General features: G+C 66.8%; 28 protein-coding genes. 27 read left to right on the top strand and 1 reads right to left on the bottom strand.

Annotated features, from left to right (window positions below):
- The first annotated feature begins 2 nt into the window (after positions 1-2).
- The 23 genes from rplP to truA all read left to right on the top strand — a co-directional run bounded on the left by rplP (position 3) and on the right by truA (position 12,736).
- Positions 3-422 (top strand): 50S ribosomal protein L16, encoded by a 420-nt coding sequence (gene rplP, locus ACIP6U_RS07515; protein WP_030788270.1) that lies wholly within the window; start codon positions 3-5, stop codon positions 420-422.
- The gene (gene rpmC, locus ACIP6U_RS07510) at positions 422-646 is read left to right on the top strand and encodes a 50S ribosomal protein L29 (protein WP_003998824.1); all 225 of its coding nucleotides are present in this window, start codon (positions 422-424) and stop codon (positions 644-646) included. Before rplP ends, rpmC begins: the two co-directional genes overlap by 1 nt.
- Positions 646-930, top strand: a complete 285-nt coding sequence (gene rpsQ / locus ACIP6U_RS07505) for a 30S ribosomal protein S17 (RefSeq protein ID WP_280878456.1) — start codon at positions 646-648, stop codon at positions 928-930. Before rpmC ends, rpsQ begins: the two co-directional genes overlap by 1 nt.
- Before the next feature lie 107 nt (positions 931-1,037).
- Complete coding sequence (rplN, locus tag ACIP6U_RS07500; RefSeq protein WP_003998823.1) at positions 1,038-1,406, top strand: 50S ribosomal protein L14; 369 nt, start codon at positions 1,038-1,040, stop codon at positions 1,404-1,406.
- Between the two features lie 2 nt (positions 1,407-1,408).
- Complete coding sequence (rplX, locus tag ACIP6U_RS07495; RefSeq protein ID WP_052839850.1) at positions 1,409-1,732, top strand: 50S ribosomal protein L24; 324 nt, start codon at positions 1,409-1,411, stop codon at positions 1,730-1,732.
- The gene (gene rplE, locus ACIP6U_RS07490; protein WP_266435027.1) at positions 1,732-2,289 is read left to right on the top strand and encodes a 50S ribosomal protein L5; all 558 of its coding nucleotides are present in this window, start codon (positions 1,732-1,734) and stop codon (positions 2,287-2,289) included. The genes rplX and rplE overlap by 1 nt, the downstream gene beginning before the upstream one ends.
- Positions 2,290-2,294: 5 nt before the next feature.
- The gene (locus tag ACIP6U_RS07485) at positions 2,295-2,480 is read left to right on the top strand and encodes a type Z 30S ribosomal protein S14 (protein WP_003948630.1); all 186 of its coding nucleotides are present in this window, start codon (positions 2,295-2,297) and stop codon (positions 2,478-2,480) included.
- A gap of 208 nt (positions 2,481-2,688) precedes the next feature.
- Entirely contained in the window at positions 2,689-3,087 is a 399-nt protein-coding gene (gene rpsH / locus ACIP6U_RS07480; protein WP_007384075.1) for a 30S ribosomal protein S8, read from the top strand.
- Between the two features lie 21 nt (positions 3,088-3,108).
- Positions 3,109-3,648, top strand: a complete 540-nt coding sequence (rplF, locus tag ACIP6U_RS07475) for a 50S ribosomal protein L6 (protein WP_401714016.1) — start codon at positions 3,109-3,111, stop codon at positions 3,646-3,648.
- Positions 3,649-3,651: 3 nt separating this feature from the next.
- Positions 3,652-4,035 carry a 50S ribosomal protein L18 gene (gene rplR, locus ACIP6U_RS07470; RefSeq protein ID WP_123998306.1) on the top strand — a complete coding sequence of 128 codons (384 nt, stop codon included), beginning with the start codon at positions 3,652-3,654 and terminating at the stop codon, positions 4,033-4,035.
- 38 nt (positions 4,036-4,073) lie between these two features.
- Complete coding sequence (gene rpsE, locus ACIP6U_RS07465) at positions 4,074-4,682, top strand: 30S ribosomal protein S5 (protein WP_007384078.1); 609 nt, start codon at positions 4,074-4,076, stop codon at positions 4,680-4,682.
- Positions 4,682-4,864: a 50S ribosomal protein L30 gene (gene rpmD, locus ACIP6U_RS07460; protein WP_280878454.1), complete on the top strand. Its 183-nt coding sequence runs from the start codon at positions 4,682-4,684 to the stop codon at positions 4,862-4,864. Before rpsE ends, rpmD begins: the two co-directional genes overlap by 1 nt.
- Before the next feature lie 2 nt (positions 4,865-4,866).
- A complete protein-coding gene (rplO, locus tag ACIP6U_RS07455; RefSeq protein WP_123998304.1) occupies positions 4,867-5,322 on the top strand; it encodes a 50S ribosomal protein L15 in 456 nt (151 codons plus the stop codon).
- Between the two features lie 187 nt (positions 5,323-5,509).
- Complete coding sequence (secY, locus tag ACIP6U_RS07450) at positions 5,510-6,823, top strand: preprotein translocase subunit SecY (RefSeq protein WP_401714012.1); 1,314 nt, start codon at positions 5,510-5,512, stop codon at positions 6,821-6,823.
- Positions 6,823-7,485, top strand: a complete 663-nt coding sequence (locus tag ACIP6U_RS07445) for an adenylate kinase (protein WP_123998302.1) — start codon at positions 6,823-6,825, stop codon at positions 7,483-7,485. The genes secY and ACIP6U_RS07445 overlap by 1 nt, the downstream gene beginning before the upstream one ends.
- A 121-nt stretch (positions 7,486-7,606) precedes the next feature.
- Positions 7,607-8,443, top strand: a complete 837-nt coding sequence (map, locus tag ACIP6U_RS07440; RefSeq protein WP_401714010.1) for a type I methionyl aminopeptidase — start codon at positions 7,607-7,609, stop codon at positions 8,441-8,443.
- A 153-nt stretch (positions 8,444-8,596) separates the two neighbouring features.
- Complete coding sequence (gene infA / locus ACIP6U_RS07435; RefSeq protein WP_003948620.1) at positions 8,597-8,818, top strand: translation initiation factor IF-1; 222 nt, start codon at positions 8,597-8,599, stop codon at positions 8,816-8,818.
- A 29-nt stretch (positions 8,819-8,847) separates the two neighbouring features.
- Positions 8,848-8,961 (top strand): 50S ribosomal protein L36, encoded by a 114-nt coding sequence (gene rpmJ, locus ACIP6U_RS07430; RefSeq protein ID WP_003998809.1) that lies wholly within the window; start codon positions 8,848-8,850, stop codon positions 8,959-8,961.
- A 214-nt stretch (positions 8,962-9,175) separates the two neighbouring features.
- The gene (rpsM, locus tag ACIP6U_RS07425; protein WP_280878449.1) at positions 9,176-9,556 is read left to right on the top strand and encodes a 30S ribosomal protein S13; all 381 of its coding nucleotides are present in this window, start codon (positions 9,176-9,178) and stop codon (positions 9,554-9,556) included.
- Positions 9,557-9,625: 69 nt separating this feature from the next.
- Entirely contained in the window at positions 9,626-10,030 is a 405-nt protein-coding gene (rpsK, locus tag ACIP6U_RS07420; protein ID WP_003956432.1) for a 30S ribosomal protein S11, read from the top strand.
- A gap of 114 nt (positions 10,031-10,144) precedes the next feature.
- Entirely contained in the window at positions 10,145-11,167 is a 1,023-nt protein-coding gene (locus ACIP6U_RS07415; RefSeq protein ID WP_019055532.1) for a DNA-directed RNA polymerase subunit alpha, read from the top strand.
- A gap of 83 nt (positions 11,168-11,250) precedes the next feature.
- Positions 11,251-11,748 (top strand): 50S ribosomal protein L17, encoded by a 498-nt coding sequence (gene rplQ, locus ACIP6U_RS07410; protein ID WP_401714008.1) that lies wholly within the window; start codon positions 11,251-11,253, stop codon positions 11,746-11,748.
- A gap of 130 nt (positions 11,749-11,878) precedes the next feature.
- Positions 11,879-12,736, top strand: a complete 858-nt coding sequence (truA, locus tag ACIP6U_RS07405) for a tRNA pseudouridine(38-40) synthase TruA (protein ID WP_401714007.1) — start codon at positions 11,879-11,881, stop codon at positions 12,734-12,736.
- A 101-nt stretch (positions 12,737-12,837) separates the two neighbouring features.
- On the opposite strand, the gene ACIP6U_RS07400 is transcribed toward truA, so the two are convergent.
- On the bottom strand, positions 12,838-13,716 hold the full coding sequence (locus ACIP6U_RS07400) for a hypothetical protein (RefSeq protein ID WP_401714005.1): 879 nt from the start codon (positions 13,714-13,716) through the stop codon (positions 12,838-12,840).
- Between the two features lie 110 nt (positions 13,717-13,826).
- Here ACIP6U_RS07400 and ACIP6U_RS07395 point away from each other — a divergent pair, with 110 nt between their 5' ends.
- The 4 genes from ACIP6U_RS07395 to glmM all read left to right on the top strand — a co-directional run bounded on the left by ACIP6U_RS07395 (position 13,827) and on the right by glmM (position 17,808).
- Positions 13,827-14,975, top strand: coding sequence for a glycosyltransferase 87 family protein (locus tag ACIP6U_RS07395; RefSeq protein WP_401714003.1), 1,149 nt, complete (start codon positions 13,827-13,829; stop codon positions 14,973-14,975).
- A 209-nt stretch (positions 14,976-15,184) separates the two neighbouring features.
- Positions 15,185-15,628 carry a 50S ribosomal protein L13 gene (gene rplM, locus ACIP6U_RS07390; RefSeq protein WP_401714001.1) on the top strand — a complete coding sequence of 148 codons (444 nt, stop codon included), beginning with the start codon at positions 15,185-15,187 and terminating at the stop codon, positions 15,626-15,628.
- 46 nt (positions 15,629-15,674) lie between these two features.
- Positions 15,675-16,202: a 30S ribosomal protein S9 gene (gene rpsI / locus ACIP6U_RS07385; RefSeq protein WP_280878442.1), complete on the top strand. Its 528-nt coding sequence runs from the start codon at positions 15,675-15,677 to the stop codon at positions 16,200-16,202.
- Between the two features lie 247 nt (positions 16,203-16,449).
- Complete coding sequence (gene glmM / locus ACIP6U_RS07380; protein ID WP_401713999.1) at positions 16,450-17,808, top strand: phosphoglucosamine mutase; 1,359 nt, start codon at positions 16,450-16,452, stop codon at positions 17,806-17,808.
- Positions 17,809-17,914 lie beyond the last annotated feature (106 nt).

Genomic DNA, 17,914 nt, shown 5'->3' with positions numbered 1-17,914 from the left:
ACATGCTGATCCCCCGTAGGGTCAAGCACCGCAAGCAGCACCACCCGAAGCGCCGCGGCGAGGCCAAGGGCGGTACGACGGTTGCGTTCGGCGAGTACGGCATCCAGGCCCTCACTCCGGCGTACGTGACCAACCGCCAGATCGAGGCGGCCCGTATCGCGATGACCCGCCACATCAAGCGTGGCGGCAAGGTCTGGATCAACATCTACCCGGACCGCCCGCTGACGAAGAAGCCTGCCGAGACCCGCATGGGTTCCGGTAAGGGTTCTCCCGAGTGGTGGATCGCGAACGTGCACCCGGGCCGGGTCATGTTCGAGCTGTCCTACCCCAACGAGAAGATCGCCCGTGAGGCCCTGACTCGCGCAGCCCACAAGCTGCCGATGAAGTGCCGGATCGTCAAGCGCGAGGCAGGTGAAGCGTGATGTCGGCCGGTACCAAGGCGTCCGAGCTGCGCGAACTGGGTGACGAGGAGCTTCTGGCGAAGCTCCGCGAAGCCAAGGAAGAGCTGTTCAACCTCCGCTTCCAGGCGGCGACGGGTCAGCTCGAGAACCACGGTCGGCTCAAGGCCGTCCGCAAGGACATCGCGCGGATCTACACCCTGATGCGTGAGCGCGAGCTGGGCATCGAGACGGTGGAGAGCGCCTGATGAGTGAGAACAACGTGACCGAGACCGCAGAGGCCCGCGGCTTCCGCAAGACCCGTGAGGGTCTCGTCGTCAGCGACAAGATGGACAAGACCGTCGTCGTCGCCGTCGAGGACCGTGTGAAGCACGCGCTGTACGGCAAGGTCATCCGCCGTACGAACAAGCTCAAGGCCCACGACGAGCAGAACGCCGCAGGCGTCGGCGACCGTGTCCTCCTCGCGGAGACCCGGCCGCTGTCCTCGACGAAGCGCTGGCGCATCGTCGAGATCCTCGAAAAGGCCAAGTAAATCTCCTGCGGGCACCCCCGCAGGACAGTTCCGCCAGGCTCGGCAGGGGCCTCTCCTCGTAAAGAGGCGGCCCCTGCCGGGAACCGGCAGACAAACAGGAGATAGACGTGATCCAGCAGGAGTCGCGACTGCGCGTCGCCGACAACACTGGTGCGAAGGAAATCCTTTGCATCCGTGTGCTCGGTGGCTCCGGTCGCCGCTACGCGGGCATCGGTGACGTCATCGTCGCCACCGTCAAGGACGCGATCCCCGGTGGCAACGTGAAGAAGGGTGACGTCGTCAAGGCGGTCATCGTTCGCACCGTCAAGGAGCGCCGCCGTCCGGACGGCTCGTACATCCGCTTCGACGAGAACGCCGCCGTCATTCTGAAGAACGACGGCGACCCTCGTGGTACCCGCATCTTCGGCCCGGTCGGGCGCGAGCTGCGCGAGAAGAAGTTCATGAAGATCATCTCGCTGGCTCCGGAGGTGCTGTAAGCATGAAGATCAAGAAGGGCGACCTGGTTCAGGTCATCACCGGCAAGGACAAGGGCAAGCAGGGCAAGGTCATCGCGGCCTTCCCCCGCGAGGACCGCGTCCTGGTCGAGGGTGTCAACCGGGTCAAGAAGCACACCAAGGCCGGCCCGACCGCTCGCGGTTCGCAGGCCGGCGGCATCGTCACGACCGAGGCGCCCGTCCACGTCTCCAACGTCCAGCTGGTCGTTGAGAAGGACGGCAACAAGGTTGTCACGCGTGTCGGTTACCGCTTCGACGACGAGGGCAACAAGATCCGCGTTGCCAAGCGGACGGGTGAGGACATCTGATGACTACCACCACGACTCCGCGTCTCAAGACGAAGTACCGCGAGGAGATCGCGGGCAAGCTGCGTGACGAGTTCAAGTACGAGAACGTCATGCAGATCCCCGGCCTCGTCAAGATCGTGGTCAACATGGGTGTCGGCGACGCCGCCCGTGACTCCAAGCTCATGGACGGTGCCGTCCGTGACCTGACCACCATCACCGGTCAGAAGCCGGCCATCACCAAGGCCCGCAAGTCCATCGCGCAGTTCAAGCTGCGCGAGGGTCAGCCGATCGGTGCCCACGTCACTCTTCGTGGCGACCGCATGTGGGAGTTCCTGGACCGCACCCTGTCGCTCGCGCTGCCGCGCATCCGCGACTTCCGTGGTCTGTCTCCCAAGCAGTTCGACGGCCGTGGCAACTACACCTTCGGTCTCACCGAGCAGGTCATGTTCCACGAGATCGACCAGGACAAGATCGACCGCGTCCGGGGTATGGACATCACCGTGGTCACCACGGCGACCAACGACGCCGAAGGCCGTGCCCTTCTCCGTCACCTCGGCTTCCCCTTCAAGGAGGCGTAAGCGAGATGGCGAAGAAGGCTCTGATTGCCAAGGCTGCTCGTAAGCCCAAGTTCGGAGTACGTGGCTACACGCGCTGCCAGCGCTGCGGCCGTCCGCACTCCGTGTACCGCAAGTTCGGCCTGTGCCGCGTCTGCCTTCGTGAGATGGCTCACCGTGGCGAGCTGCCGGGCGTGACCAAGAGCTCCTGGTAATCCCTTCAGGGATTCCGGAGTCTCTCGGTAAGCAAAGGGTTTGGTCAGGAGCCCACCCCTCCATGGCTTAGGCTAGGAGGGTTGGGCGCTCTGACGCCCGTAAGACTTACTACGCCGTAGGTCCACCGTGCCGCACCCGCCCCGTCTCGGATCGGGGAGAGGGATGGCGCACCAGGAAACCCCGGCGAGAGAGGCCGAAGGCCACTTCATGACCATGACTGATCCGATCGCAGACATGCTTACGCGTCTGCGGAACGCGAACTCGGCGTACCACGACTCAGTGACGATGCCGGCGTCCAAGATCAAGTCTCACATCGCGGAGATCCTCCAGCAGGAGGGCTTCATCACGGGCTGGAAGGTCGAGGACGCCGAGGTCGGCAAGAACCTCGTTCTCGAGCTGAAGTTCGGCCCGAACCGTGAGCGCTCCATCGCGGGCATCAAGCGGATCTCCAAGCCCGGTCTCCGGGTGTACGCGAAGTCCACCAACCTGCCGAAGGTGCTGGGCGGCCTGGGCGTGGCGATCATCTCCACGTCGCACGGGCTCCTCACCGACAAGCAGGCCGGCAAGAAGGGCGTAGGCGGGGAAGTCCTCGCCTACGTCTGGTAGCGGAAGGGAACGGAAGAAGCTATGTCGCGTATTGGCAAGCTCCCCATCACGGTTCCCGCCGGCGTGGACGTCACCATCGACGGCCGCACGGTGTCGGTCAAGGGCCCCAAGGGCACCCTGTCCCACACCGTCGCCTCGCCGATCGACATCGCCAAGGGTGAGGACGGCGTGCTCAACGTCACCCGCCCCAACGACGAGCGTCAGAACAAGGCCCTGCACGGCCTGTCCCGCACGCTGGTGGCGAACATGATCACCGGCGTGACCGAGGGTTACGTGAAGAAGCTCGAGATCAGCGGTGTCGGTTACCGCGTTGCGGCCAAGGGCTCGAACCTCGAGTTCGCGCTCGGCTACAGCCACTCGATCACCGTCGAGGCGCCCGAGGGCATCTCGTTCAAGGTCGAGAACCCGACGCACTTCTCGGTCGAGGGCATCGACAAGCAGAAGGTCGGCGAGGTTGCGGCCAACATCCGCAAGCTGCGCAAGCCCGACCCGTACAAGGCCAAGGGCGTCAAGTACGAGGGCGAAGTCATCCGCCGCAAGGTCGGAAAGGCGGGTAAGTAAGCCATGGCATACGGACAGAAGATCCTTAAGGGCGACGCCTACAAGCGCGCCGCGATCAAGCGCCGTCACATCCGGATCCGTAAGCACATCAACGGAACGGCGGAGCGTCCGCGTCTGGTCGTTACCCGCTCCAACCGCCACATCGTGGCCCAGGTGATCGACGACATCAAGGGTCACACCCTGGCGTCGGCGTCCACCCTGGACACCACGGTCCGTGGCGGCGAGGGTGACAAGTCCGCGCAGGCCAAGCAGGTCGGCGCCCTGGTCGCCGAGCGTGCCAAGGCCGCCGGTGTCGAGGCTGTCGTCTTCGACCGTGGCGGTAACCAGTACGCCGGGCGCATCGCCGCTCTGGCGGACGCCGCCCGCGAGGCCGGGCTCAAGTTCTGAGCCGCCGTAGCTAGCGGATATAGAGAGAGGTAATTCCAATGGCTGGACCCCAGCGCCGCGGTGGCGGTGCCGGTGGCGGCGAGCGGCGGGACCGGAAGGGCCGTGACGGTGGCGCAGCTGCCGCCGAGAAGACCGCGTACGTTGAGCGCGTCGTCGCGATCAACCGCGTCGCCAAGGTTGTCAAGGGTGGTCGTCGCTTCAGCTTCACTGCGCTCGTCGTAGTGGGCGATGGCGATGGCACCGTCGGTGTCGGTTACGGCAAGGCCAAGGAGGTGCCGGCCGCGATCGCCAAGGGTGTTGAAGAGGCCAAGAAGCACTTCTTCAAGGTCCCCCGTATCCAGGGCACCATCCCGCACCCGATCACGGGCGAGAAGGCCGCGGGCGTCGTCCTGCTCAAGCCTGCCTCCCCCGGTACCGGCGTCATCGCCGGTGGCCCGGTGCGTGCCGTGCTCGAGTGCGCCGGTGTGCACGACATCCTGTCGAAGTCGCTCGGCTCGTCGAACGCGATCAACATCGTGCACGCGACCGTGGCGGCCCTCAAGGGTCTGCAGCGTCCCGAGGAGATCGCGGCCCGCCGTGGTCTGCCCCTCGAGGACGTCGCGCCCGCGGCTCTGCTGCGTGCGCGTGCCGGGGCTGGTGCTGCGTAATGGCACAGCTCCGGATCACGCAGACGAAGTCGTACATCGGCAGCAAGCAGAACCACCGTGACACCCTGCGCTCCCTTGGTCTCAAGGGCATCAACTCGCAGGTCGTCAAGGAGGACCGCCCCGAGTTCCGCGGCATGGTTCGCCATGTCCGCCACCTCGTGACGGTCGAGGAGGTCGACTGATCATGGCGGAGAACAACCCGCTCAAGATCCACAACCTCCGTCCCGCCCCGGGCGCCAAGACCGCCAAGACCCGTGTGGGTCGTGGTGAGGCGTCGAAGGGTAAGACGGCCGGTCGTGGCACCAAGGGTACGAAGGCCCGTTACCAGGTTCCGGAGCGCTTCGAGGGTGGCCAGATGCCCCTCCACATGCGTCTTCCGAAGCTGAAGGGCTTCAAGAACCCGTTCAAGACCGAGTACCAGGTCGTGAACCTCGACAAGCTCTCCGCCCTCTACCCCGAGGGTGGCGAGGTGACCGTCGAGGGTCTCGTGGCCAAGGGCGCTGTTCGCAAGAACAGCCTCGTCAAGGTCCTCGGCCAGGGTGAGATCTCCGTGGCGTTGCAGGTGACGGTGGATGCCGTCTCCGGTTCCGCCAAGGAGAAGATCACCGCGGCCGGCGGTACCGTCACCGAGCTCGTCTGAACACCACAGGCGTCTCGATGACTTGAACGATCCCGACCGGGGATACCTCACAACGGGGTATCCCCGGTTGGTCGTTCCTAGGGAAGCGGTGTCGCCGGTAAGGTGGCCTGCGCTGTTCTTTTTCCTATTCGTCGAACCTCAAGACCGTCACCCTTGACGCAGTTGCGCGGGGGTCGCAGGAGGCACCGTGCTCACCGCGTTCGCCCGGGCGTTCAGGACGCCCGACCTGCGCAAGAAACTGCTCTTCACGCTCGGCATCATCGTGGTCTACCGGGTCGGTACCCACATTCCGATTCCCGGCGTCAACTACACGGCCGTCCAGCAGTGTGTGGACGAGGCCTCCGGCAACCAGGGCCTGTTCGGTCTGGTCAACATGTTCAGCGGCGGCGCGCTGCTGCAGATCACGATCTTCGCGCTGGGCATCATGCCCTACATCACCGCGAGCATCATCCTGCAGCTGCTGACCGTGGTGATCCCGCGCCTCGAAGCCCTCAAGAAGGAGGGCTCGGCAGGCACCGCGAAGATCACGCAGTACACGCGTTACCTGACCGTGGCGCTGGCCATCCTGCAGGGCACCGGCCTGGTGGCCACCGCCCGCAGCGGCGCTCTCTTCTCCGGCTGCACCGTCGCGTCGAGCATCGTCCCCGACCAGGCCATCTTCACCACCATCACGATGGTGATCTGCATGACGGCCGGTACGGCCGTCGTCATGTGGCTGGGCGAGCTCATCACCGACCGCGGCATCGGCAACGGCATGTCGATCCTCATGTTCATCTCCATCGCGGCGACCTTCCCGTCGGCGCTGTGGGCCATCAAGAAGCAGGGCACGCTGGCGGGTGGCTGGATCGAGTTCGGCACCGTCATCGCCGTGGGTCTGGTCATGGTCGGCCTGGTCGTCTTCGTCGAGCAGGCTCAGCGCCGGATCCCGGTGCAGTACGCGAAGCGCATGATCGGCCGCCGTTCCTACGGCGGTACGTCGACCTACATCCCGTTGAAGGTCAACCAGGCCGGTGTCATCCCGGTCATCTTCGCGTCCTCGCTGCTCTACATCCCGGCGCTCATCGCGCAGTTCTCGGGAAGCACCTCCGGCTGGAAGACCTGGATCGAGCAGAACCTGACCAAGGGCGACCACCCGATCTACATCAGCATGTACTTCCTGCTGATCGTTTTCTTCGCCTTCTTCTACGTCGCGATCTCCTTCAACCCCGAAGAAGTCGCCGACAACATGAAGAAGTATGGTGGCTTCATCCCGGGCATCCGGGCTGGCCGACCGACCGCTGAGTACCTCTCGTACGTGCTCAACCGGATCACCTGGCCGGGTTCGCTGTATCTGGGTCTGATCGCTCTTGTGCCGACGATGGCGTTGGTGGGCTTCGGGGCAAGCCAGAACTTCCCGTTCGGTGGGACGAGCATCCTCATCATCGTGGGTGTCGGTCTCGAGACGGTGAAGCAAATCGAGAGCCAGCTCCAGCAGCGCAATTACGAAGGGTTCCTCCGCTGATGCGAATCGTCCTCGTCGGGCCGCCGGGCGCCGGGAAGGGCACGCAGGCCACTCGGCTCGCCGAGAAGCTGCGCGTCCCGCACATCTCCACGGGTGACCTGTTCCGCGCCAACATCAGCCAGCAGACGGAGCTCGGGAAACTCGCGAAGTCCTACATGGACGCCGGCAACCTCGTACCCGACGAGGTGACCATCGCGATGGCCAAGGACCGTATGGAGCAGGCCGACGCGGAGAACGGCTTCCTCCTGGACGGTTTCCCGCGCAATGTCTCGCAGGCCGAGGCGCTCGACGAACTCCTCACCACCGAGGGCATCAAGCTGGACGCGGTGCTGGATCTCGAAGCACCGGAGGAAGAGGTCGTGAAGCGGATCGCCGGTCGGCGCATCTGCCGCAACGACTCGGCGCACGTCTTCCACGTGTCGTACAAGAAGCCGGCCAAGGAAGGCGTCTGTGACGTCTGCGGCGGCGAGCTGTACCAGCGGGACGACGACTCCGAGGCGACGGTCCGCACACGTCTCGAGGTCTACCACACCCAGACCGAGCCGATCATCGACTACTACAAGGTCCAGGGCCTCGTGGTGACGATCGAGGCGATGGGTCCGGTGGACGAGGTCACGCAGCGGGCCCTGAAGGCCCTCAAGCGCGAGGACGACGACAAGTAGTCGCAGTCCGATCCGGCCGTGACGCCCTGCCCCAGACTCTGTCCGGGGCACCCAGGGCGTCGCGGCCGTAGTGTTGTGTACGTATCCGAATGACGTGAGTGACGGAGAGCGCAGGCCCCCCATGGTGCAGATCAAGAGCCCCGAGCAGATCGCCAAGATGCGTGAGGCGGGCCTGGTCGTCGCCGCGATCCACGCGGCCACGCGCGAGGCGGCGGTGCCCGGGGCCACGACCAGGGATCTGGACCAGGTCGCGCGCAAGGTGCTCGCGGAGCACGACGCCAAGCCGAACTTCCTTGGCTACGGCGGCTTTCCGGCCACGATCTGCACGTCCGTGAACGAGGTCGTCGTGCACGGCATCCCGTCCGACGAGGTCGTCCTCAAGGACGGCGACATCATCTCCATCGACTGCGGCGCGATCATCGACGGCTGGCACGGCGACGCGGCGTACACGGCGTTCGTGGGCTCGGGGCACTCCCCGGAGCTGATCGAGCTGTCCCGGGTCACCGAGGAGTCGATGTGGGCCGGCATCGCCGCGATGAAGCTCGGCAACCGGCTGGTCGACGTCTCCCGTGCCATCGAGACATACATCCGCCGGCAGCCGAAGCCGGGCGGCGGGAAGTACGGGATCGTCGAGGACTACGGCGGGCACGGCATCGGCACCGAGATGCACATGGACCCGCACCTGCTGAACTACGTCGAGAAGCGCCGCGGCAAGGGACCCAAGCTGGTCCCCGGGTTCTGCCTGGCGATCGAGCCGATGGTGTCCCTCGGCACGCCCAAGACCGAGGTCCTCGCCGACGACTGGACGGTCATCACGACGGACGGCACGTGGTCGTCCCACTGGGAGCACTCGGTCGCGTTGACGGAGGAAGGGCCGCTGGTGCTCACGGCTCCTGACGGCGGCAAGGCCAAGCTCGCGGAGCTCGGGATCACGGCTGCGCCGGATCCCCTTGCTTAAGGATCTTGCAGGTGGGGCATCCTTCCTCGATTCGTCTTTCCGAGTGGCCTGACGTAGACTGACTCGTCGGCTCTCGTGCAGCCGCATGTCCGCATGCACCCTCAAGAGGGAAGCACGTGAGTCGATCAAGGTAGTCGATTCGAAGGGCGAAGCGTGGCCAAGAAGCAAGGTGCCATCGAGATCGAGGGCACTGTCGTCGAGTCTCTTCCGAACGCCATGTTCAAGGTCGAGCTCCAGAACGGCCACCAGGTCCTGGCACACATCAGCGGCAAGATGCGTATGCACTACATCCGCATCCTCCCTGACGACCGGGTCGTGGTGGAGCTGTCTCCGTACGACCTGACGCGTGGCCGGATCGTCTACCGCTACAAGTAGATCCCTCTGACTCGGAGAGCCTCAGTCCCATGAAGGTCAAGCCGAGCGTCAAGAAGATCTGCGACAAGTGCAGGGTGATCCGCCGTCACGGTCGGGTCATGGTCATCTGCGAGAACCCGCGCCACAAGCAGCGCCAGGGCTGACGCACGACTGACCGTTCCCTCTGCATCGATATCGCAGAGATTCGCGCGACGCGAGCAAAGCAAGTTCATACGCAGGACCCAGGCGTAGTAGGCGCTTGATACCCCCGGCTCGGAGGCTGGGGACCTGTTCCGTACCAACTCTTCGAGACAGAAGAGGCCGGCGGACGGGAACCGGTTCTGTGGAAGACCTCCGAAGATCACCAGGAGCCATTGAATGGCACGCGTTTCCGGTGTCGACATCCCGCGCGAAAAGCGCGTGGAGGTCGCCCTCACCTACGTGTTCGGCATTGGTCGGACCCTTTCCCAGCTGACGCTGGCCGAGACCGGCATCGACCCCAACACCCGCGTTCGCGACCTCTCGGAAGAGCAGCTCGTCGCGATTCGTGAGTACGTCGACGCCAACATCAAGACCGAGGGTGACCTCCGTCGCGAGGTCCAGGCCGACATCCGCCGCAAGGTCGAGATCGGTTGCTACCAGGGTCTGCGCCACCGTCGTGGCCTGCCCGTCCGCGGTCAGCGCACCAGCACGAACGCCCGTACCCGCAAGGGCCCGCGTCGCGCCATCGCCGGCAAGAAGAAGCCGGGCAAGAAGTAGTCCGCAGCGGACAACGCTTCATCAGCGGTCTTCGCTGTAGGACCGACCACCTCCCCGTAGGAGTTATAGATGCCCCCCAAGGGTCGTCAGGGCGCTGCCAAGAAGGTGCGCCGCAAGGAAAAGAAGAACGTCGCTCACGGCCACGCGCACATCAAGAGCACGTTCAACAACACCATCGTCTCGATCACGGACCCCTCGGGCAACGTGATCTCCTGGGCCTCCGCCGGCCACGTCGGCTTCAAGGGCTCGCGCAAGTCCACCCCCTTCGCCGCGCAGATGGCCGCCGAGTCGGCCGCCCGTCGCGCGCAGGAGCACGGCATGCGCAAGGTCGACGTCTTCGTGAAGGGCCCGGGCTCGGGTCGCGAGACGGCCATCCGTTCGCTTCAGGCGACCGGTCTTGAGGTCGGCTCCATCCAGGACGTCACCCCCACCCCGCACAACGGCTGCCGTCCGCCCAAGCGCCGCCGCGTCTGACGCACGGTTGTCTCAGGTTTCGGGCGGTACGGCACCTCGGTGCGGTGCCGCCCGTACCCTTGCAGTACTCAAGGACATCAAATAGTGGGTGTCCATGACTGAAGGATTCACTTCATGCTGATCGCTCAGCGTCCCTCGTTGACCGAAGAGGTCGTCGACGAGTTCCGCTCCCGGTTCGTGATCGAGCCGCTGGAGCCGGGCTTCGGCTACACCCTCGGCAACTCCCTGCGTCGTACGCTCCTCTCCTCGATCCCCGGTGCGGCTGTCACCAGCATCCGGATCGACGGTGTCCTGCACGAGTTCACCACCGTGCCGGGCGTCAAGGAGGACGTCACCGACCTGATCCTCAACATCAAGCAGCTGGTCGTCTCCTCGGAGCACGACGAGCCGGTCGTGATGTACCTGCGCAAGCAGGGTCCGGGTCTGGTCACCGCCGCCGACATCGCGCCCCCGGCCGGTGTCGAGGTGCACAACCCCGACCTCGTCCTGGCCACGCTCAACGGCAAGGGCAAGCTGGAGATGGAACTCACGGTCGAGCGTGGCCGCGGTTACGTCTCCGCCGTGCAGAACAAGCAGGTGGGTCAGGAGATCGGGCGCATCCCGGTCGACTCGATCTACTCGCCGGTGCTGAAGGTCACGTACAAGGTCGAGGCGACGCGTGTCGAGCAGCGGACCGACTTCGACAAGCTGATCGTCGACGTCGAGACCAAGCAGGCCATGCGTCCCCGTGACGCCATGGCTTCCGCCGGTAAGACGCTCGTCGAGCTGTTCGGTCTCGCGCGCGAGCTGAACATCGACGCCGAGGGCATCGACATGGGCCCGTCCCCGACGGACGCAGCCCTTGCCGCGGACCTCGCTCTGCCGATCGAGGAGCTGGAGCTCACGGTCCGCTCCTACAACTGCCTCAAGCGCGAGGGCATCCACTCCGTGGGTGAGCTCGTGGCTCGTTCCGAGGCCGACCTCCTGGACATCCGCAACTTCGGTGCGAAGTCCATCGACGAGGTCAAGGCGAAGCTGGCCGGCATGGGCCTGGCCCTGAAGGACAGCCCGCCCGGATTCGACCCGACGGCCGCGGCGGACGCGTTTGGCGCGGACGATGACGTGGACGCGGGTTTTGTGGAGACCGAGCAGTACTGATCGGTTGTTGCCGGTGAGCATCCGCTCATCGGGTCCTGCCCCCGGTACCTGATACGGCCGGGGCAGATACCAAGGAGAAAGACATGCCGAAGCCCACCAAGGGTGCCCGTCTGGGCGGCAGTGCCGCGCACGAGAAGCTGCTTCTTGCGAACCTCGCGAAGTCGCTGTTCGAGCACGGCCGTATCACCACCACCGAGGCGAAGGCCCGCAAGCTGCGGCCCTACGCCGAGCGTCTGATCACCAAGGGCAAGAAGGGCGACCTTCACAACCGCCGTCAGGTGCTTCAGGTGATCACGGACAAGAGCGTCGTCCACACGCTCTTCACCGAGATCGGCCCGCGCTACGAGAACCGTCCCGGTGGGTACACCCGCATCACCAAGATCGGTAACCGTCGTGGCGACAACGCGCCCATGGCTGTCATCGAGCTGGTCGAGGCCCTGACCGTCGCGCAGGCGGCGACGGGTGAGGCCGAGGCTGCGACGAAGCGTGCCGCCAAGGACGCGGAGACGCCGGCTGTCGAGGACGCCAAGGTCGATGTGACCAAGGCCGATGACGACGCTGAGGAGTCGAAGGAGGCGTAAGGCCGTCCTTCGGCTGCAGGCCCGCCGTGGCTGGTCGCGCAGTTCCCCGCGCCCCTGAAAACGGGCGTGTCAGCGGGTCCGTTCCTTCTTGGGACGGGCCCGCTTTTGTGCACCTGAAAGGAATCCAGGGGTGAGTGACGAAGTTCAGCCCGGTTACGTCCGCGTCCGTCTCGATCTCTCCTACGACGGGGCCGACTTCTCCGGGTGGGCCAAGCAGGCCGGGGGGCGGCGGACCGTGCAGGGGGAGATCGAGGAGGCCTTGCGGACCGTTACGCGGTCGGGGGAGGCCTCGTACGAGTTGACCGTGGCCGGGCGGACCGATTCCGGGGTGCATGCGCGGGGGCAGGTGGCGCATGTTGATCTGCCGGGGGAGGTGTGGGCCGAGCACCGCGAGAAGCTGCTGAAGCGGCTTGCGGGGCGGTTGGCCAAGGATGTGCGGGTGTGGGCACTCGACGAGGCTCCCGTCGGGTTCAACGCCCGGTTCTCGGCTGTGTGGCGGCGGTACGCCTATCGCGTCACCGACCATCCCGGTGGGGTCGATCCGCTGCTGCGCGGGCATGTGCTGTGGCACGACTGGCCGCTCGACGTCGACGCCATGAACGAGGCGGCCCAAGCGCTGCTCGGGGAGCACGACTTCGCGGCCTACTGCAAGCGGCGCGAAGGGGCGACCACGATCCGGACGCTCCAGGAGCTGAGCCTTGTGCGGGGGGACGACGGGATCGTCACCGCCACCGTGCGGGCCGACGCCTTCTGCCACAACATGGTGCGCTCGCTGATCGGGGCGCTGCTGTTCGTGGGGGACGGGCACCGCACGCCGGACTGGCCGGGCAAGGTGCTGGCCGCCGGCGTACGGGACTCCGCCGTGCATGTCGTACGGCCGCACGGGCTCACGCTGGAGGAGGTCAGCTACCCGGCCGACGAGCTGCTTGCCGCGCGCAGCAAGGAGGCGCGCAACAAGCGGACGCTGCCCGGGGCCGGGTGCTGTTGAGCGAGGACTAGGGGCTGTCGTTTGGATCAGGTCGGCTGTGAGGTGCGGTGCCTCTTGGCCGAGCAGACCCCGCGACGCCGGACTGATCCAAACGACAGCCCCTAGCCGACCGCCGCCGACGCCTGGGCCTCGCCGCGGCGGCGGATCTGGCGGAAGGTGAACTCGGCCAGGTCGTCGCCGGTCGAGAAGACCTTGGTGTCCTTCGTCGTGACGTCCTTGGCGTTGGTGAAGCCCGCGATGGTGAAGTAGGCGTACCGGCCGTAGGAGTTGGTGGTCGTGCGGCAGAGCGCGGCGTCGCAGAAGGACTTCACGCCGGCGCCGGTGAGGGGCTTGACGAAGCCCTTCTTGTCCGCGTCGCCCTTGGCCTTGAGGGCCTTGGCCTCGGTGTCGAAGACGGCCACGCCGACGGTGACCGCGACGCCGTCCTTGGTGTAGGTCACGCGCATGAAGCTGGTGCAGCCGCTCGCGGTGAGGACCTTCGGGAGCGTGCCCTGGGCGGCCGAGGCGCAGTTCTTCGTGTCGGCCGTCGGGCCCTTCTTGTACACCACCGAGCCCATGGTCAGCTGGGTGCCCGGGAAGAGCAGCGTCGCGCTGAGGGGCGCGGTGTCCTTGGCCTTGCTGTCGATGAACTCCTTCGGGTCCAGCGGCGGGGGCGCGCTGGTCGGCTCGAAGGAGGGGGCCGAGGCGCTGCCGCTGGGGATGGAGGCGCTGGCGGGCAGGTTGGACGGGTCGCCCGAGGCCTGGTTGCCACCGTCCGAGGACACGACGGCCATCGCGACGGCGGTGCCTATCGCGATCGTGGCGACCGCGCCGCCGCCGATGAAGAACAGCCGGCGTCTGCGGTTGCGGGTCTCGGACGCCTCGGCGAGTGCGGCCCAGTCCGGGGTGCCGTCACCGCCGCCGTCGGTCCACGGCTGCTGCGATTGCGGTTTCCAGGGATCCCACTGGGACGGGGGCCCTCCCTGCTGCCCAAAGCTCATGGGCCGCATCTTAGACGGGCGAGGGCGCGTGCTGGTGCGTCTCAACAGGCTCTGTAGCACCTAGCGTTGGGCCGGTGAATACGGAGAAAAGGGATATCTCTGGGTGGTTGGTGCGACCTGCTTCCTGGCCGTTGTGGGTGGTGCTCGCCGCCGTGCTGGGTGCCACCGCGGCCCGCACAGCCCGGCTGACCTCGGACGGAGGCATGGACAACGCGATCGTCGTACGGGCCGCGCGGACCTGGTTGGCCGGTGGCTCCCCGTATGACGATCCACACTTCCTCTATCTGCCGAGCGCGGTCCTGGCGGCCGCCCCGCAGACCCTGTTGTCCCCTCTTGTACTGCGTGTGCTGGTACCACTGGTGGTGACCGGGTGTCTCGGACTTGGCTGGATCTGTGCGCTACGGCTCTACGGCGTCCCGCTCCGCAGCCGGCTCGCCGCCCTCGGCCCGGCCGCCCTGGCCGCCGGGTTCGCGCCCTTCGGACACCTGGTGCTGCTGGCGAACTGGACCGCGACCGCCGCGCTCGCGCTGCCGCTGGCCCTGCTGCTCGCGAGCCGGGGCCGGTGGGTGGCGGCGGCCGTGGTGGTGGGTGCGGCGATCGCCCTGAAGCCGCTGCTGGCCCCGCTGGCGCTGCTCTTCGTCTTCGCCCGCCGCTGGCGCGCCCTGGCGGTCCTGGTGGCGCTCCCGGCGCTCGCGTCGGCCGGCGCCGCGCTCCTGCTGCCGGACCCGGCGGGCTTCCTCACCCGCACCCTGCCGTTCCTGCTCCGCGGCGACGACGGTTTCGTACGGCTCTACGAGGCCTCGCCGGCGGCGGTGCTGCCGCGACTGGGGATGCCCGCGGCGGTGGCCGGGGCGACGGCACTGCTCGGGGCCGGCGCCGGGGTGCTGTGCGCGTATCGGCGCTGGCGGCGCGGCGAACCCGGGCCGCTGTCTCTCGCCGAGACCGCGGCGACGCTGATGCTCTCGGCGTTCCTGGTCTCCAGGCCGTCGTACGACCATTACCTGGTCGTCGTGCTCCCGGTGCTGCTCGCCGGGCTGCCGCGGGCCGGGTCGGTGGCCCGGAGTCCGTGGTTCTGGCTGGCTCTGGTGCCGCAGTTGCCGGGGCTGAGTTGGCCGTACCTGGAGACGGTCCAGCGGCGGGCGTTCAAGGACGCGTTCACGCTGTGCGTGCTGGCGGTCACGGTCGCCGTGCACGGCCGGTCGCGGTGGACGCAGGCGCCCGTGCGGTCGGCCGGAGCGGCCCCCGCCGTCACGTTTTGACCCGTCCGGGGCGGCGCGGGTACTCTTACGGTTTGTTATGCGTATCGGTCAGGTCGTTCCTGGACCACAGGCCCTTGCGTAGGTTCCCTGGAGCAGTTACCAGTGGGCGGCATACGGGCATCGTCCCCGGCCATTGTCGTCCCCAGCTGCACGATCGCTTCAGTGATGCCATGTGTCAGCACCCATCCACTGAAGAAGAAGGCTGCGAAGTGCGTACGTACAGCCCCAAGCCCGGCGATGTGACTCGCCAGTGGCACGTCATTGACGCGCAGGACATCGTCCTGGGCCGTCTGGCTACCACTGCCGCGAACCTCCTCCGCGGCAAGCACAAGCCGACCTATGCCCCGCACATGGACATGGGCGACTTCGTCATCATCATCAACGCCGACAAGGTTCACCTGTCCGGCAACAAGAAGACCCAGAAGCTGGCGTACCGCCACTCCGGTTACCCGGGTGGTCTGCGCTCCGTCCGCTACGACGAGCTGCTGGCGAAGAACCCCGAGAAGGCCGTCGAGAAGGCCATCCGGGGCATGATCCCCAAGAACACCCTGGGCCGTCAGATGCTCGGCAAGCTGAAGGTCTACTCGGGCGACCAGCACCCGCACGCTGCGCAGCAGCCGGTGCCGTTCGAGATCACCCAGGTCGCGCAGTAGTTCCGGCCACACACCCCCTAAGACAGAAAAGAATCTGAGGAGAACCGTGGCCGAGACCACCGTTGAGCAGCCGGTCGAAGAGACCGAGACCGAGCTCGTCGACGTCGAGAGTTACACCACCGAGTCCGACGCGCCCGTCGAGGGCGAGTACACGTCGGAGTCGACCGCGTCCCGCTTCGGCGACCCGCAGCCGGCCGCCGGCCTGGGCCGTCGCAAGAACGCCATCGCCCGCGTCCGGATCGTCCCGGGCACCGGCAAGTGGAAGATCAACGGTCGCACCCTTGAGGACTACTTCCCCAACAAGGTGCACCAGCAGGAAGTCAACGAGCCCTTCAAGGTGCTCGAGCTCGAGGGCCGCTACGACGTCATCGCGCGCATCGCGGGTGGCGGCGTCTCCGGTCAGGCCGGTGCCCTGCGCCTCGGCGTGGCCCGCGCCCTGAACGAGGCCGACGTGGACAACAACCGCGGCGCCCTCAAGAAGGCCGGCTTCCTCCGTCGCGACGACCGTGCGGTCGAGCGCAAGAAGGCCGGTCTCAAGAAGGCCCGTAAGGCCCCGCAGTACAGCAAGCGCTAATCGCAGCTGCCTGCTCGTACTCCGAACGCCCCGGCGGCACGCCACAGTGCCGTCGGGGCGTTCGTTTATTGCGACGGTGGGCGTATAACGGCACAAGGCGCTCAAAGGCTTGTGTGATCGGATGGCCAGGCGATGAATGCATGAACTGCATGGATCGCCTGGGACGCGAAAGCCGTGGGTGCGGGCCGCATCCATAAGAACTGCATCAGCACCGGCTTCCGTAACTGACGCTTCCTCAGGAGGACAAGTGGGACGACTCTTCGGCACGGACGGCGTGCGGGGCGTAGCCAACGCGGACCTGACGGCGGAGCTGGCCCTCGGGCTCTCCGTGGCCGCGGCGCACGTACTGGCCGAGGCGGGCTCCTTCGAGGGGCATCGGCCCACGGCGGTGGTCGGCCGGGATCCGCGGGCGTCCGGGGAGTTCCTGGAGGCGGCCGTGGTCGCGGGCCTGGCCAGCTCGGGCGTGGACGTACTGCTCGTCGGTGTGCTGCCCACCCCCGCGGTGGCGTATCTCACCGGCGTGCTGGGCGCCGACCTCGGCGTGATGCTCTCCGCGAGCCACAACGCCATGCCCGACAACGGACTGAAGTTCCTCGCGCGCGGCGGGCACAAGCTCGACGACGAGCTGGAGGAGCGGATCGAGAAGATCTACGAGGAGCACCGCACCGGCGCGCCCTGGGACCGCCCCACCGGCTCGGGCGTCGGCCGGGTCCGGCGCTACAACGAGGGCTTCGACCAGTACGTCGCCCACCTCATCGGCGTACTCCCCAACCGGCTCGACGGGCTGAAGATCGTCCTCGACGAGGCGCACGGCGCTGCCTCGCGGGTCTCGCCGGAGGCGTTCTCGCGGGCAGGTGCCGAGGTCATCACGATCGGCGCGGAGCCGGACGGGCTCAACATCAACGACGGGTGCGGGTCGACCCACCTGGAGCTGCTGAAGGCGGCCGTCGTCGAGCACGGGGCGGACTTCGGTATCGCGCACGACGGTGACGCGGACCGGTGCCTGGCCGTGGACCACACCGGTGACGACGTCGACGGCGACCAGATCATGGCCGTGCTCGCGCTGGCGATGCGTGAGCGGGGCGCTCTGCGGTCGGACACCGTTGTCGCGACGGTCATGTCGAACCTGGGCTTCAAGCTGGCCATGGAGCGGGAGGGGCTGACGATCATCCAGACCGCCGTCGGCGACCGCTATGTGCTGGAGGAGATGAAGGAGCACGGGTACGCGCTGGGCGGTGAGCAGTCCGGGCACGTGATCATCCTCGACCACGCGACGACCGGGGACGGGACGTTGACCGGGCTCATGCTGGCGGCGCGGGTTGCTTCCAGCGGGCGGTCGTTGCGGGAACTGGCGGCTGTGATGGAGCGGTTGCCTCAGGTGCTGATCAATGTGCCGGATGTCGATCGCGGTCGGGTGGGCAGTTCGGCGGAGCTGGCGACTGCCGTTGCTGAGGCCGAGCGGGAACTCGGGGCTACGGGGCGGGTGTTGCTGCGGCCGTCGGGGACTGAGCCGTTGGTTCGGGTGATGGTCGAGGCGGCGGATATCGATCAGGCTCGGTCTGTGGCGGGGCGGTTGGCCGATGCGGTGAAGTCGGCGCTGGGGTAGTTTCGCGGGCCGGGTTCGGGGTGGGGGATCTGTGTGGTGCGGGCTGCGGGTTTGTTGTGGCTGGTCGCGCCCAAGCGGCGGAGCCGCACATCGACACAGCCTCGCG

The organism is Streptomyces sp. NPDC088794, assembly GCF_044750545.1.
Classification (GTDB): domain Bacteria; phylum Actinomycetota; class Actinomycetes; order Streptomycetales; family Streptomycetaceae; genus Streptomyces.
This window is presented reverse-complemented; position numbering and strand designations above follow the sequence as displayed.